Raw genomic sequence first — 14,701 nt, 5'->3', positions numbered from 1 at the left:
GTTATTCCGTGCGACTGCGACAAAAGCAATCGCTATAAAAATAGGTGATTTTCATGGCAAACGAGTGAGCGTGGCGAAATCCATCCGCTCACTGATATCTGGCTGTCAGTATATTTGTTTCTCGTGTGATGATAATTAGCTTAAAATGCAAATAACTTTTACTGTGTGGTAACAATAGACGAAATGTTTGGATGGGAAGGGGTCACCGAGTTTGCTTCGGTGGCAGAAACCGGCAGTTTCACGGGTGCATCAAGGCAACTTGGTATCTCTACCGCCCAGGTCAGCCGTCAAATCAGTGCCCTGGAAAACCGCCTGAATACCAAGCTGTTTTACCGGACGACCCGGAAAGTGTCGCTGACCGAAGAAGGTCAGTTGTACTACCGCCACTGCCGCCAGATTCTCGATAGCCTGGCTGAAGCTGAGCGGGCGATCAGTGAACGACAGGGTATGCCGCGGGGGCTGTTGAAGCTGACTGCACCGGTGACCTACGGTGAACAGTTCATCATGCCTTTGATTAATGACTTCATGCTGGAGTACCCGAGTATTGAAGTGACCATGATACTGACCAACCAGACTGTCGATCTGATTGATGGCGGTTACGATCTGGCGATTCGCCTTGGCCGCCTGAACAGCCCGTCGACGATGGTGGCTCGGCGACTGTCACACCGCACCCAGTTTGTGTGCGCCGCGCCGGAGTATCTGGAAAAGTACGGTACTCCGCACACTCTGTCTGAGCTGCGTCACCATAACTGCCTGATTGGCAATCACGATCACTGGCACTTTCAGGAAGCGGGGCGGGAGCGCAGCTTCAGAGTCACCGGTAACCTGCGTTGCAACAGCGGCAATGCCTTACGGGATGCCGCGCTGAAAGGGCTGGGGCTGATTCAGTTGCCGGATTACTACATCAGTGATGACCTTACCCAAGGACGGCTGATCCCTGTGTTGTCTGCGTTTCAGGAACCGGAAGAAGGAATATGGGTGCTGTATCCGCAAAACCGCCACTTGTCGCCAAAAGTGCGGTTGTTGGTGGATTTTCTGGCCGAGCGCCTGCCACGTCCCCGCCCGCTATGATGCGGTTCACCTTGATGTAAACTGGGATGGCGCGGCAGGTGCTGTCCTTGCACCTCGCATCTTGGCGGGGGTTGGGTATAATCAGCGCCCCAGAAGCAGTTATCTTTCGGTAGACCAAGAGCCATGAGTGACCAGAACGCCCCGTCAAACGACGAAATTTTTATGCGCCGAGCCATTGAACTGGCCGCCCGGGCAGAAGCTGACGGGGAAGTCCCGGTTGGTGCCGTGATCGTCCACGAAGGGCGGGTGATTGGGGAAGGCTGGAATCGCTCTATTACTCAGCATGATGCAACGGCACATGCGGAAATCATGGCACTGCGTCAGGCCGGGCAGGTACTGCAAAATTACCGGCTGCTGGAAGCGACCCTTTACGTGACGCTGGAGCCCTGCCCGATGTGTGCCGGCGCCATGGTCCATAGCCGGATTGGCAAAGTGGTGTATGGGGCGCAAGATCCGAAAACTGGCGCTGCGGGCAGCATCATGAACCTGCTTAGCTATGAGCAGGCAAATCACCATGTGCTGATTCAGTCCGGTGTACTGGAAGTGGAATGCCGCGAGCAGTTGCAGGCTTTCTTCCGGCGGCGGCGAGCAGAGAAAAAAGCAGAAAAACTGGCCCGTCGCGCTGCAGAGCAGGCAACCGATCAGCAAGACAGTGATAAGCAGAACCGCTCTTAGTGATGGATGGTCAGTAAGGCTTGTTGTCGCGCTCACCACAAGACCAACTGAATGGCACCGTATAAACAAACAAGGGCTCAAATGAGCCCTTGTTTTCGTTGTGCCTGATATCGTCACGTACCCGAATAAGGTGATAGCGTCTGAATGGTGGTGCGCCGGTGCGTTAGTATTTCTGTGCACAGAACCTTAGCACCTTAGCACCTTAGCACCTTAGAACCTTAGAACCTTAGAACCTTGGACTTAACTGTGTCGGGTAACACAGGGTTACTCCGTACAACAGCTCAGGACAAAGTTGCGATGCCGCCAGTGAATTTTTTTTCGAATGTTGGCATGCAGGCGTTTACGGCGAGTTGCCGAGACCGCCATCCGCGTCCTCATTCGGTCAAGGGCTTTTTTCTTCGAAAACTGCATAGCGCCTCCTGCAAATATTTCTTTCCTGCCATACGGACTGTCCCGGTACGCAGGCTCCTTTTTCTGCAGTATCAGCGAAAATGATTGAGCTGTGGACCAGAATTATCCCGTATTGCTAGCGTGATCTCACTGAACTTGCTGTTTTTCATTGAAAGTAAAGGTCACGCGAGGGGGCTGGCCTGGGCTGGCTGTCGTCATGCAGGTTACAGCACTTTCAGGCCGCTAGTTTCACCAGACACTAGCGTTTCCTGCCAATAACGTCATCAATTGCCGTTTGATTTTCCATGGCAGGTCTGAAACTGGCGAATGGCCGGTAACCCCATTAGTTACTGGCCGTTTTGTTGGCGCTGATGTCCGGCAGCTCATCCGACGGTGTAGTGGACGGTGGCGGCGGAACGGGCAGCGTGCTCTGGCTTTCAGAGACCGCTGGTGGCTGGATGGTGTTCAGCCCGTCCACAATGGCAATGTCATCGGTTGGCGGCAGGCTGTGTGCCTGCTCATAACCAATAATGCTCTGGTAATAGCGGCGGATGTTTTCCACGTAGTTCAGGGCTTCATCACCCCGGGCATAGCCGTAGCGCGTCTGGGTGTAGAACTTACGCTTACGTAGCAACGGCAGCCGCTGTTTGACATCACTCCAGGCATCCGGGTTGCCGCCTTGTGATTTGGTCAGGCGACGGGCATCCATCAGGTGACCAAAGCCAACATTGTAAGAGGCCAGGGCAAACCAGACTTTCTCATGGTCTTCAATGCTGTCCGGGATCCGGGCGATGATTTTGCGCAGGTATTCCGTGCCGCCACGAATGCTCTGCTCTGGATCCAGACGATTCTTCACGCCTACAGCCTTGGCTGTCGGCAGGGTCAGCATCATCATGCCGCGGACGCCGGTCGGTGATACCGCCTGCGGATTCCAGTGCGATTCCTGATAGGACAGGGCGGCGATCAGGCGCCAGTCAAATTCCCCGGAATACTGCTGGAACAGATTTTTCCACTCTGGCAGTTTGTGATCCATGGCGCGCAGGAAGGCGCGGGTGTCAACATAGTCGAACTTGTCCACGTGGCCGAAGTACTTCTCTTCAAGTTTGGCCAGTTCACCGCTTTGTTTGATGTCGCCGAAGAATTCAATCAGCAGGGCATACAGGCTGTCGTCGTGACGCTGATTAACAAACCAGGCGATAGGTTCGTCTTCCGTCAGCTCTAATGCGGTCGCGATGTCCGGGTAAATACGCTGGTTCAGGGCGACATCAACCGAGTCTGCCATGGTGTAGTCCAGCTCACCTTCCGCCACCTGGCGCATCAGCTCGTCACTGTCGGTTTCGACAACGCTGTTCCAGGTCAGGGTAGGGTGCTGGAGTTTGAGGAGGTGAAGGGTCTTTTCGTGGCTGGAGCCTTTCACGACGGTCAGCACACCTTTGTTTTCGGCCAGATCTTCGATGCTACGCGGTCGCCATTGTCCTTTTTTATAGACCACTTTCTGGCTGGCGTAGTAGTAGGCCGGAGCGGCACGGAAATCGGCCAGGCGGTCGGCGGTCATGGTCAGCCCGGAGGCCAGGATATCCACATCGCCGCGCTTGAGGGTCGGGAACATGTTCGACAGGCTCAGCATCGGCTTCATTTCCAGCTTCACCCCCAGTTTTTTGGCAAACCGGCGGGCAAGCTCGTAGTCCAGCCCGGTCGGGCCATCGCTGCCGATGTAGTAGGAAAGCTGGTTATTGAGGGTGCCGACGCGAAGAACACCGTTTTCCCGAATACGCTCCAAATCTGTACGCGGAGCTTCCTGCCACAAGCAGCCGCTCAGAAGCAGGGTGCTTAGCAGTAAGGCTATGATATGTCTGACAGTGGAATGCGTTCGGAGATTGCTCAATTAACTATGCTCTCAGTATCTATCGGGCGTCCTTTATACCAAAGGTCATCAAATACGCAAAATCCTCGCCTGTATGACAGCAGTTTTTTGCGGTATGGGTATCCTGACAGGCTGTCAGAAAGGTCGGGCAGTATACCCGAAACCGGGGATGAGAATGAGGCATTTTCGTGGTTTTTTCGCGTGATCGAAAAAAAAACACGCAAACGGTTGCGTCAAGTGTTACGTCACAAAAAGATTTCCCTTATACTACGCCCCATCGCGACAAACTCGCCTCGTAAAATGCTGGCAAACGAGGTGGCATTGACGTAATTATCCCGGTCTTCGCTGGGGATTAGGCCAATATCACCTTCATTCAACTGCTAATCGAGAGACGTACGCACATGGAAATTTTGCGTGGTTCACCCGCACTGTCTGAGTTTCGCGTTAACAAGCTGCTAGAGCGCTGCCGCGAATTAGATCTGCCTGTGTCAGGCATTTATGCTGAGTTCATGCACTTTGCTGATCTGTCAGCGCCGCTGAACAAGGAAGAGCAAGACAAGCTGGCCAGCCTGTTAACTTACGGTCCTACGATTGCAGAACATGAGCCTTCCGGCCTGCTGCTATTGGTGACACCTCGTCCGGGCACCATTTCTCCTTGGTCTTCCAAATCTACCGACATCGCCCGTAACTGTGCCCTGAGCCAGGTTAAGCGTCTTGAGCGCGGTACGGCCTACTATGTTGACACCACGGCATCTCTGACAGATGACCAGCTGTCAGCCCTGAAAGGTCTGCTGCATGACCGCATGATGGAAGTGGTATTTACGGATCTGGATGCGGCTGGAGTGCTGTTTACGCAGGCTGAACCGGCCCCGTTGAAAAGCGTGGACATCCTTGCCGGTGGCCGTCAGGCGCTTGAGGAAGCAAACGTTACCCTGGGTCTGGCACTGGCGGAAGATGAAATCGACTACCTGGTGGACAGCTTCATTAAGCTGGGCCGTAACCCGAATGACATCGAGCTGATGATGTTCGCGCAGGCAAACTCTGAGCACTGCCGCCACAAGATCTTTAACGCGGACTGGACGATTGACGGGGTTGATCAGGCCAAGTCCCTGTTCAAGATGATCAAGAACACTTATGAGCAACATGGCGACTACGTGCTGTCAGCTTACAAAGACAATGCCGCCGTTATGGAAGGTTCCACGGTGGGCCGTTTCTTCCCGGATGCGACCTCCCGTCAGTACCAGTACCATCAGGAAGACGCACACATTCTGATGAAGGTGGAAACTCACAACCACCCAACGGCTATCTCGCCATGGCCGGGTGCATCAACCGGTTCAGGCGGTGAAATCCGTGACGAAGGCGCAACAGGTATCGGCGGTAAGCCAAAAGCCGGTCTGGTGGGCTTTACTGTCTCGAACCTGCGAATTCCGAACTTTGTTCAGCCATGGGAAACCGACTTCGGCAAGCCGGAGCGTATTGTCAGCGCGCTGGATATCATGCTGGAAGGCCCGTTGGGCGGCGCCGCATTTAACAACGAATTTGGTCGTCCTAACCTGCTGGGTTACTTCCGTACGTATGAAGAAAAAGTGGCATCGCACAACGGTGAAGAAATTCGTGGTTACCACAAGCCAATCATGATTGCCGGTGGTATGGGTAACATCCGTGCTGAGCATGTGCAGAAGAAAGAGATCCCGGTTGGTGCCAAGCTAATCGTGCTGGGTGGCCCGGCGATGAATATCGGTCTGGGTGGTGGTGCCGCATCTTCTATGGCCTCTGGCCAGTCGGCCGAGGATCTGGATTTTGCGTCAGTACAGCGTGAAAACCCGGAAATGGAACGTCGTTGTCAGGAAGTGATTGATCGCTGCTGGCAGATGGGCGATGCCAACCCGATTGCGTTTATCCATGATGTGGGCGCGGGCGGTATCTCGAATGCCCTGCCTGAGCTGGTGAACGATGGCGAGCGTGGCGGTAAATTCCAGCTGCGTGACGTGCCGAATGACGAGCCGGGCATGAGCCCGCTGGAAATCTGGTGTAACGAATCTCAGGAACGTTACGTGCTGGCTGTGGCGGCTGAAGATATGGACGTGTTTGATGCTATCTGTCAGCGCGAGCGTGCCCCGTATGCGGTGGTGGGCGAAGCGACTGAAGAGCGTCATCTGACACTGGAAGACAGCCACTTCGACAATACTCCAATCGATATGCCGATGGATATCCTGCTGGGCAAGCCGCCGAAGATGCACCGTGACGTGACCACGCAGAAAGCAGAAGGTCAGGCGATTGATCGCAGCGGTATCGATCTGGAAGACGCGACCCAGCGTGTACTGCGTCTGCCGGCTGTGGCCGAGAAAACCTTCCTGATCACCATTGGTGACCGTACGGTAACTGGCCTGGTGGCGCGCGATCAGATGGTTGGCCCATGGCAGGTTCCGGTAGCGGACTGTGCGGTGACTGCAGCGAGCTACGACACGTATCACGGTGAAGCCATGTCGATGGGTGAGCGTACGCCGGTAGCACTGCTGGACTTTGCGGCTTCCTCCCGTCTGGCTGTCGGTGAAGCGATCACCAATATTGCCAGCGCCGATATCGGTGATTTGAAACGTATCAAGCTGTCTGCCAACTGGATGTCTGCAGCTGGTCACCCGGGTGAAGACGCTGGTCTGTATGAAGCAGTGAAAGCGGTGGGCGAAGAGCTGTGCCCGGCGCTGGGTCTGACGATTCCGGTCGGTAAAGACTCCATGTCAATGAAGACCAAGTGGCAGGATCAGGAGCAGGAAAAAGAAGTGACGGCACCGCTGTCGCTGATCATTACCGCGTTCGGTCGTGTCGAAGACATCCGCAAGACCGTAACGCCACAGCTGCGTACTGACAAAGGCGAGTCAACGCTGCTGCTGCTTGACCTGGGTTGCGGGAAGAACCGTCTGGGGGCGACTGCCCTGGCACAGGTTTACAAGCAACTGGGTGATGCCCCTGCAGACGTGGACAGCCCTGAGCTGCTGAAAGGCTTCTTTAACGCGGTTCAGGCACTGGTCCGTGATGAAAAAGTACTGGCTTACCACGACCGTGGTGACGGTGGTCTGTATGTCACTCTGGCTGAAATGGCTTTTGCCGGTCATACCGGGGTAGAAGTGGACATTAACACCACTGACGGCGATGCGTGTGACGATGTGCTGGCGACCCTGTTTAACGAAGAACTGGGCGCTGTGATTCAGGTACGCACTGATGACCTGGACGAGGTACAGTCGGTACTGGCCGCTCACGGTCTGGAAGCATGTAGCCACGTTATTGGTACAGTGGTTGACGAGGACGTACTGCGCATCTGGAACGGCAATGACCGTGTACTGGAGCAAAGCCGCACTGAACTGCGTACTATCTGGGCAGAAACAACGTACCAGATGCAGGCGATGCGCGATAACCCGGCGGGTGCTCTGCAGGAGTTTGACGCGAAGAAGGACGTGAACGATCCGGGCTTGAATGTTGCCCTGTCGTTCGACATCAATGAAGATGTGGCGGCCCCTTACATTGCCACTGGCGCTAAGCCGCAAATGGCGATTCTGCGTGAGCAGGGCGTGAACTCTCACGTTGAGATGGCTGCTGCCTTTGACCGTGCCGGTTTTGAAGCAAAAGATGTACACATGAGTGACATTCTGGCTGGCCGTGTTGCCCTGAACGACTTCCACGGCTTGGTTGCCTGTGGCGGCTTCTCTTACGGTGACGTACTGGGCGCCGGTGAAGGCTGGGCGAAGTCAGTCCTGTTCAACAATCTGGCTCGCGACCAGTTCGAGCGCTTCTTCCACCGTAACGACACGTTTGCACTGGGTGTGTGTAACGGCTGTCAGATGATGTCGAATCTGCGCGACCTGATTCCGGGTGCTGACCTGTGGCCGCGTTTTGTCCGTAACGAATCTGAGCGTTTCGAAGCCCGCTTCAGCCTGGTTGAAGTGCAGCAGAGCGACTCCCTGTTCTTTAACGGAATGGCAGGCTCACGTATGCCGATTGCCGTTTCTCACGGTGAAGGTCGTGTTGAAGTACGCAATGCTGAGCACCTGGCGGCGATTGAGCAGTCTGGCACTGTTGCACTGCGCTACCTGGACAACTACGGCAATGTGACCCAGAACTACCCGGCGAACCCGAACGGTTCTCCGAACGGTATTACCGGTCTGACGACGCAGGATGGCCGTGTAACTATCATGATGCCGCACCCTGAGCGTGTCTTCCGCACCGTGGCGAACTCATGGCATCCGGATGACTGGAGCGAGAACAGCCCGTGGATGCGTATGTTCCGCAACGCACGCGTGAACCTGGGATAATCCCCGGTATCTGTCGGTAAAAGAACGTCTTGTGAACAAAAACCGCCCTAAATGGGCGGTTTTTTTATTTCTGACACGAATTTTTCTCGCCGAATCGGCAAGATTTTGATTATGCTGGAAATAAGCGTTGAATATACCGCGGAGGCGATGTGATATTTTTCGATCTCGATAATACACTGCTTGATCATGATGGCGCTGAGCAACAGGCCATCCGGGTTTTTGCCGCGCGTTATTCATCGCAGATTCAGACTTGTTCTGATGGAATAGAACAAGACTGGCGTCGAATCACCGATCAGCAGCGTGCGCGCTGGCGTTCGGGTGAGTTGAGTTTCGAGCAGTTACGACGGGCACGAATCAGTGCTTTGTTCCGGACGCCACTGAGCGATGAACAGGCTGAAAGGCTGAGCGTGGAGTACTACCGGTTGTACCGCCAGCACTGGATGTTGTTTCCAGACGTGCTGCCGGCTCTAAACATCCTGCAGCAGTTGTCGCCTTTAGCCATTATCACGAACGGTTTTGCGTTTCATCAGGAAACCAAACTACGCGAAACCGGGATCCGGGATTATTTCCGGTTCATGGTGATTTCGGAAGAAGTGGGAGTGGCGAAACCGGATCGGCGGATTTTTCAGCACGCCCTGCGACGGGCCAGCGAACCGGCATCGGCCTGTTGGTACATCGGCAACCATCCGCAGCTGGATGCCCAGGCAGCCAGTGATGTGGGAATGAAAGCTGTTTGGTTGAACCGTAACCGGGCAGAAAATCGGGTATCGACCCGGGTGGTCAGAAGCCTGGAAGGGTTTGCGGATCTGGTGCGAATGCATGGCTGACTGCCCTGTTTGAATGCGGTCAGCGCCAATTTGGCAGGTTAGGGCAAAGAGAGAAACATTGTTCAAATAACTGTTGTGCTGTTGACATTACCCACATAAACTATGCGATTATTTTTTATCCCGATCACAGCCAGCTCCACACGCTTTCAAGGAAGAGAGAGAATAATGGACGACACACGCAATGGGTTTCTCCTTGCGGCCAAAGGGCTGGCTGCACTGGTGGTGATCTGCCTGATCCGCTATGCGGATACCTTCGCGGCAATTTTCAGTTTCAAGCAAATCGGGATCGTGCCCAGCGTGATTGCTACATTGGTACTGATTTCCGGTCTGACCGCGATTGCCGGGCTGTGCCGCGGCAATCGCTGGGGATTCATCCCGCTTTATTTCTTCATCCCCGCTGTCACCATGTTTTTCGGCTATAGCCTGATCCCGTATCTGCCCCAGCTGTTTCAGCCGGAGTTCCGGCAGCCGGTGATTGTGTTTCTCAACAGCCTGGTACTGATTTTTGCGGTACTGCTGTTGCTGAAAATGATGGACGACGATGTGGTGCTCCCCACAGAAAAATACTGAACCGCCTGTCAACAGGGGCGAACCTATTTGCTATACTGCGGGCAATATTAATCAGGCAGTTGGCGGCGTTTACGCCTGAGCCGTCACCGACCTCTGCTCAAGCAAAGGATGATGAACATGAAAAAAATTGAAGCCATCATTAAGCCGTTCAAGCTTGATGATGTTCGTGAAGCGCTGGCTGATGTCGGCATTACCGGTATGACCGTGTCAGAAGTGAAAGGATTTGGGCGTCAAAAAGGCCATACCGAGCTGTATCGCGGCGCGGAATACATGGTGGATTTTCTTCCGAAAGTGAAGCTGGAAATCGTGGTAGCCGATGATGTTGCTGACCAGTGCGTCGACACGATCATTGAAACGGCCCAGACGGGCAAAATCGGTGACGGTAAGATTTTCATCTTTGATGTCGAGCGTGTGGTGCGTATCCGTACCGGCGAAGAGGATGAAGAGGCGATCTGATCCCGCTTATTCAACCGTGCTATGAATGAAAGAACGCGCCCGGAGCGCGTTTTTTTATACCTGCAAGAAAAAGGTGCCCCGGTCGATATTTTTGTTTACCCAATAGCGCCTTGTCCAGCCAAAAGCTTTGTCCGCTTGACGTTATACAAGCAGAGAATAGGGCTATGCAGGGCCCTAGTGGTACAGGCAAAGCCATGCGTTGAATCTTTATCGGTTATCAAAATAAAAAAGGCTTGCGCGTTCGCAAGCCTTTTCTGTTCTTCGCTTTTAGCCAGTTGTCACCTGGTGACAGCGCTTGGTATCTGCTGGCGTTTACGCGTTCGCGCGGGTTTTTTGTGCCTGATTACCGCTGTAACGCCCCGGTTTATGGTTCATCGCCAGAACCAGATTCAGCATAAAGGCGCCGATCACTGAGTACATCAGAACCGTTGGGCTGACCAGGAAGAAAGAAGCCGTCAGAATCGCAAAGTCAATGCCCATCTGTAGCTTACCGGCAGACCAGCCCATTTTTTCCTGTAGGTAAAGTACCAGCACATTAAACCCACCCAGGCTGGTTTTATGGCGGAACAGGATCAGCATCCCCAGGCCCATCAGCAGACCACCGATAACCGCGCAGTACAGCGGGTCAAGACGACTGATTTCTACCACCTGATAGAGGTTGTCGGTCATCACCGATACCAGACCACCGGCGACCACGCTGGAGATGGCAAAGCTTTTCCCCATACGGAACCAGGCCATCAGGTAGAAAGGCATATTCATCATAAAGTACAGCTGGCCGAAAGTGAGATCGACAAAGTGGCTCAGCAGCAGTGCCAGACCCGTGGTACCGCCGGTGAGCAGGTTAGCCTGCTGCAAAAAGAAAACGCCCTGAGAGACAATAAAGGTGCCGGTGAGAATAGCAATGATATTTTCTTTCAGTGAATGGGTATAACCGCTCAAGACAACACTCCTTTTCGTTGATGGCGCTCATCATAATCCTCCTTTAGTAAAAAGATGAGCCTCATCACGAAAACGCTTTAATGGCGTGTGTATTAAATTATTTACGGATTTGTACAAATAAAATTTCACTATTTTCTTGTGTAATATAATTTATGGTCTACCTGTTGTTTGGGCAGGGATTGATCAAGTTGAAAATAATTCATCCCCGACGAGAAATAAATACTAATAAAAAGTCGCTTTAGGGCTACCTGATTGAGATCAATTTCTGTAAAATACGGCGTTATCTACTGGCATGACGAAAACGTTTGCGTCCGCGTGGCGCCTAGCTTTGCGATTTTCCAGTTTTGTGCCAAAAATGTATGTTTACCACCGCTTTGTCCGGGGCGCGAAAAACTGCCGCAACTTAGACAAAATGGTATGAAACAATCTGAGTCAGGAGAGACAGATGCTAAAGCGCGACATGAACATTGCCGATTACGACGCTGAACTATTTGCAGCCATTCAGGAAGAAACTGCGCGTCAGGAAGAGCACATTGAGTTAATTGCTTCTGAAAACTACACCAGTCCACGTGTGATGGAAGCACAGGGCTCTCAACTAACCAACAAGTATGCGGAAGGATATCCGGGTAAGCGTTACTATGGTGGCTGTGAGTATGTCGACAAAGCTGAGCAACTGGCTATCGATCGTGCGTGCCAACTGTTTGGTGCTGAGTACGCGAACGTTCAGCCGCACTCAGGTTCACAGGCAAACAACGCTGTTTACATGGCACTGCTGAATGCTGGCGATACCGTTCTGGGTATGAGCCTGGCACACGGTGGTCACCTGACTCACGGTTCTCCGGTTAACTTCTCTGGTAAGCTGTACAACATCATTCCTTACGGTATCGATGCTGACGGTCAGATTGACTACGCCGAAGTGGAAGCGCTGGCACTTGAGCACAAGCCGAAGATGATCATCGGTGGTTTCTCTGCCTACTCACAGATTGTTGACTGGAAACGCATGCGTGAAATCGCTGACAAAGTGGGCGCGTACTTCTTTGTTGATATGGCGCACGTTGCTGGTCTGATTGCTGCGGGTGTTTACCCGAACCCGGTACCACATGCACACGTGGTAACAACGACTACGCACAAAACACTGGCGGGCCCACGTGGTGGTCTGATCCTGTCAAATGCTGGCGAAGAGTTGTACAAGAAACTGAACTCAGCTGTTTTCCCTGGCGGTCAGGGTGGTCCTCTGATGCACGTGATTGCCGCGAAAGCCGTGGCTTTCAAAGAAGCAATGGAGCCTGAGTTCAAAGACTACCAGGCGCGTGTTGTGGAAAACGCAAAAGCAATGGTTGGTGAGTTCCTGGAGCGCGGTTACAAGATCGTTTCCGGCGGTACTGAAAACCACCTGTTCCTGGTTGACCTGATTGACAAAGGTATCACAGGTAAAGAAGCGGATGCCGCACTGGGCGCTGCAAACATCACTGTGAACAAAAACAGCGTACCGAATGATCCACGCAGCCCGTTCGTTACATCAGGTATCCGTGTTGGTACCCCAGCGATCACTCGCCGTGGCTTCACCGTTGAAGATGCCAAGCAGCTGGCTGGCTGGATGTGTGACGTGATGGACAACATCGACAATCCTGAAGTGATTGAAGCGACGAAAGCGAAGGTGCTGGAAATCTGTAAGCGCCTGCCTGTTTACGCATAATCACTCGTTATCGCGTTCTGATGTTTTTGAGGGCTTGCTGCGGCAAGCCCTTTTGTTATTCTGCTTTCTGCTTTCTGCTTTCTGCTTTCTGCTTTCTGCTTTCTGCTTTCTGCTTTCTGCTTTCTGCTTTCTGCTTTCTGCTTTTGTCGATCATACGGAAATTGCTGCCTTTCCGGCATAAAATTCATCCGAGTACTCTCTACATAGCGCTGAAATGGGGTACACTGAGATACCGAAAATAAGGAGGCAAGATGCATTGTCCTTTTTGTGGTGCGAATGACACCAAAGTGATCGATTCTCGCCTGGTGGCAGATGGTCACCAGGTACGCCGTCGCCGTCAGTGCCTGGCGTGCAACGAGCGTTATACGACATTCGAAACAGCCGAGCTGGTGATGCCTCGGGTGATCAAAACCAATGGCAGCCGCGACCCGTTTAACGAAGATAAGTTACGTGGTGGAATTCAGCGTGCGCTGGAAAAGCGCCCGGTCAGCACCGACGATATCGAGCGGGCGATCAACACCATCAAGTCACGGTTGCGGGCTACCGGCGAGCGTGAAGTGCCGTCAGAAATGATCGGTAATCTGGTGATGGAATCGCTCAAAGAGCTGGATAAAGTCGCTTATATTCGCTTTGCCTCTGTTTACCGCAGTTTTGAAGATATTCGTGAGTTTGGTGAAGAGATCGCCAAACTGGAAAAGTAAGTCCTCCAGCCGGGCCGTAACGGGTCCGGCCAGTCTGAGAAGAATCGTAGTCAAATGTTCTCACCTAATGACCATGCCATGATGCATCGTGCCATCACTCTGGCACAACGCGGTCAGTACACGACAGCCCCAAACCCCAATGTGGGGTGTGTAATTGCTCACGGCGAAGAAATTGTCGGCGAGGGATTCCACTACCGTGCCGGTCAACCCCATGCTGAAGTCTTTGCCCTGCGTGCGGCCGGTGAGCGAGCAAAAGGCGCGACCGCCTACGTAACGTTGGAACCCTGTTCCCATTACGGCCGTACTCCGCCGTGTGCTGAAGCGTTGGTGAACTCAGGGGTCAGCCGGGTGGTATGTGCCATGGTGGATCCGAACCCCAAAGTTGCCGGTCGCGGTATCAAGATGTTGCAGGAGGCGGGCATTGACGTTGCGGTTGGGCTGTTGGCGCAAGATGCTGAGGCGCTGAATCCCGGGTTCATCAAGCGAATGAAAACCGGCCGCCCGTTTGTCCAACTGAAACTGGCAGCCAGCCTGGATGGTCGCACTGCGCTGGCAAATGGTGAAAGCAAGTGGATCACCGGTCCGGCCGCCAGAGCCGATGTGCAGCGTTATCGCGCTAAAGCCGGTGCAATTCTCTCAACCAGTGCGACTGTGCTGGCAGACAATCCTTCCCTGAACGTGCGCTGGGCCTCACTGAACCCCAGTGTGCAGCAGCAGTACCCTGAACACGAACTCCGTCAGCCGATACGTGTCATTATCGACAGCCGCAACCGGGTAACACCGTTGCATCAGCTGATCGGTCTGCCGGGCGAAACGTTGCTGATTAGGACTCAGGCGGACACCCAGACATGGCCAGAGTCTGTGCAGCAGGTGCTGGTGCCGGCCACAGCGGTACAAGCTTCAATAGCACATCCTTTGGGACAGATTGATCTGAGCGCACTGATGGACACACTGGCTGGTCATGATATTAACCATATCTGGGTGGAAGCCGGTGCCGGATTGGCCGGTGCGCTGCTCGCTGCCGGGCTGGTCGATGAACTGATTTTGTACCAGGCACCTAAACTGATGGGAAGTGACAGTCGCGGGCTGGTGGATCTCCGCGGTCTGACGGCGATGGCTCAGGTGCCGGAGCTGATCATCAGCGATGTTCGCATGGTTGGCCCGGATATCCGTATCACGGCACGTCCCACACACAATTAATCAAA

12 protein-coding genes are annotated in these 14,701 nt (G+C 53.6%); 9 read left to right on the top strand and 3 right to left on the bottom strand.

The genetic code is table 11. The annotated features are described in order from the left end of the window. Positions 1-183 precede the first annotated feature (183 nt). Positions 184-1,071 (top strand): LysR substrate-binding domain-containing protein, encoded by an 888-nt coding sequence (locus FH974_RS12245; RefSeq protein WP_047883945.1) that lies wholly within the window; start codon positions 184-186, stop codon positions 1,069-1,071. A 123-nt stretch (positions 1,072-1,194) separates the two neighbouring features. Next, positions 1,195-1,746 carry a tRNA adenosine(34) deaminase TadA gene (gene tadA, locus FH974_RS12240; protein ID WP_047883944.1) on the top strand — a complete coding sequence of 184 codons (552 nt, stop codon included), beginning with the start codon at positions 1,195-1,197 and terminating at the stop codon, positions 1,744-1,746. A gap of 733 nt (positions 1,747-2,479) precedes the next feature. On the opposite strand, the gene mltF is transcribed toward tadA, so the two are convergent. Continuing rightward, complete coding sequence (mltF, locus tag FH974_RS12235) at positions 2,480-4,021, bottom strand: membrane-bound lytic murein transglycosylase MltF (protein WP_084712463.1); 1,542 nt, start codon at positions 4,019-4,021, stop codon at positions 2,480-2,482. 380 nt (positions 4,022-4,401) lie between these two features. Between mltF and purL the strand changes: the two genes are divergently transcribed. From purL to glnB, 4 genes are all read left to right on the top strand, one after another. Beyond that, positions 4,402-8,307: a phosphoribosylformylglycinamidine synthase gene (purL, locus tag FH974_RS12230; RefSeq protein WP_207103311.1), complete on the top strand. Its 3,906-nt coding sequence runs from the start codon at positions 4,402-4,404 to the stop codon at positions 8,305-8,307. Between the two features lie 149 nt (positions 8,308-8,456). Continuing rightward, on the top strand, positions 8,457-9,134 hold the full coding sequence (locus FH974_RS12225) for an HAD family hydrolase (protein WP_047883942.1): 678 nt from the start codon (positions 8,457-8,459) through the stop codon (positions 9,132-9,134). A gap of 165 nt (positions 9,135-9,299) precedes the next feature. Then, positions 9,300-9,704 carry a hypothetical protein gene (locus FH974_RS12220; RefSeq protein WP_047883941.1) on the top strand — a complete coding sequence of 135 codons (405 nt, stop codon included), beginning with the start codon at positions 9,300-9,302 and terminating at the stop codon, positions 9,702-9,704. A gap of 117 nt (positions 9,705-9,821) precedes the next feature. Beyond that, positions 9,822-10,160, top strand: coding sequence for a nitrogen regulatory protein P-II (gene glnB, locus FH974_RS12215; protein ID WP_047883940.1), 339 nt, complete (start codon positions 9,822-9,824; stop codon positions 10,158-10,160). Between the two features lie 312 nt (positions 10,161-10,472). On the opposite strand, the gene FH974_RS12210 is transcribed toward glnB, so the two are convergent. Then, positions 10,473-11,099, bottom strand: a complete 627-nt coding sequence (locus FH974_RS12210; protein ID WP_207103310.1) for a YitT family protein — start codon at positions 11,097-11,099, stop codon at positions 10,473-10,475. A 445-nt stretch (positions 11,100-11,544) separates the two neighbouring features. Here FH974_RS12210 and glyA point away from each other — a divergent pair, with 445 nt between their 5' ends. Next, complete coding sequence (glyA, locus tag FH974_RS12205) at positions 11,545-12,795, top strand: serine hydroxymethyltransferase (protein WP_047883938.1); 1,251 nt, start codon at positions 11,545-11,547, stop codon at positions 12,793-12,795. Here glyA and FH974_RS12200 read toward each other — a convergent pair. Then, a complete protein-coding gene (locus FH974_RS12200; RefSeq protein ID WP_107193809.1) occupies positions 12,786-12,983 on the bottom strand; it encodes a hypothetical protein in 198 nt (65 codons plus the stop codon). The two genes, glyA and FH974_RS12200, sit on opposite strands and share 10 nt — an antisense overlap. Before the next feature lie 63 nt (positions 12,984-13,046). Between FH974_RS12200 and nrdR the strand changes: the two genes are divergently transcribed. Continuing rightward, positions 13,047-13,496 carry a transcriptional regulator NrdR gene (gene nrdR / locus FH974_RS12195; RefSeq protein WP_047883937.1) on the top strand — a complete coding sequence of 150 codons (450 nt, stop codon included), beginning with the start codon at positions 13,047-13,049 and terminating at the stop codon, positions 13,494-13,496. 54 nt (positions 13,497-13,550) lie between these two features. After that, a complete protein-coding gene (ribD, locus tag FH974_RS12190) occupies positions 13,551-14,696 on the top strand; it encodes a bifunctional diaminohydroxyphosphoribosylaminopyrimidine deaminase/5-amino-6-(5-phosphoribosylamino)uracil reductase RibD (protein ID WP_207103309.1) in 1,146 nt (381 codons plus the stop codon). The last annotated feature ends 5 nt before the right edge of the window (positions 14,697-14,701 follow it).

Source organism: Photobacterium ganghwense, from assembly GCF_017329545.1.
GTDB classification, from domain to species: domain Bacteria; phylum Pseudomonadota; class Gammaproteobacteria; order Enterobacterales; family Vibrionaceae; genus Photobacterium; species Photobacterium ganghwense.
This window is presented reverse-complemented; position numbering and strand designations above follow the sequence as displayed.

What these genes read in the sequence shown, in the direction of transcription:
- purL (WP_207103311.1), top strand. Translation starts at nt 4,402, where the DNA reads ATGGAAATTTTGCGTGGTTCACCCGCACTGTCTGAGTTTCGCGTTAAC.
- glyA (WP_047883938.1), top strand. Translation starts at nt 11,545, where the DNA reads ATGCTAAAGCGCGACATGAACATTGCCGATTACGACGCTGAACTATTT.
- FH974_RS12245 (WP_047883945.1), top strand. Translation starts at nt 184, where the DNA reads ATGTTTGGATGGGAAGGGGTCACCGAGTTTGCTTCGGTGGCAGAAACC.
- FH974_RS12220 (WP_047883941.1), top strand. Translation starts at nt 9,300, where the DNA reads ATGGACGACACACGCAATGGGTTTCTCCTTGCGGCCAAAGGGCTGGCT.
- glnB (WP_047883940.1), top strand. Translation starts at nt 9,822, where the DNA reads ATGAAAAAAATTGAAGCCATCATTAAGCCGTTCAAGCTTGATGATGTT.
- ribD (WP_207103309.1), top strand. Translation starts at nt 13,551, where the DNA reads ATGTTCTCACCTAATGACCATGCCATGATGCATCGTGCCATCACTCTG.
- nrdR (WP_047883937.1), top strand. Translation starts at nt 13,047, where the DNA reads ATGCATTGTCCTTTTTGTGGTGCGAATGACACCAAAGTGATCGATTCT.
- tadA (WP_047883944.1), top strand. Translation starts at nt 1,195, where the DNA reads ATGAGTGACCAGAACGCCCCGTCAAACGACGAAATTTTTATGCGCCGA.
- FH974_RS12200 (WP_107193809.1), bottom strand. Translation starts at nt 12,983, where the DNA reads ATGAATTTTATGCCGGAAAGGCAGCAATTTCCGTATGATCGACAAAAG.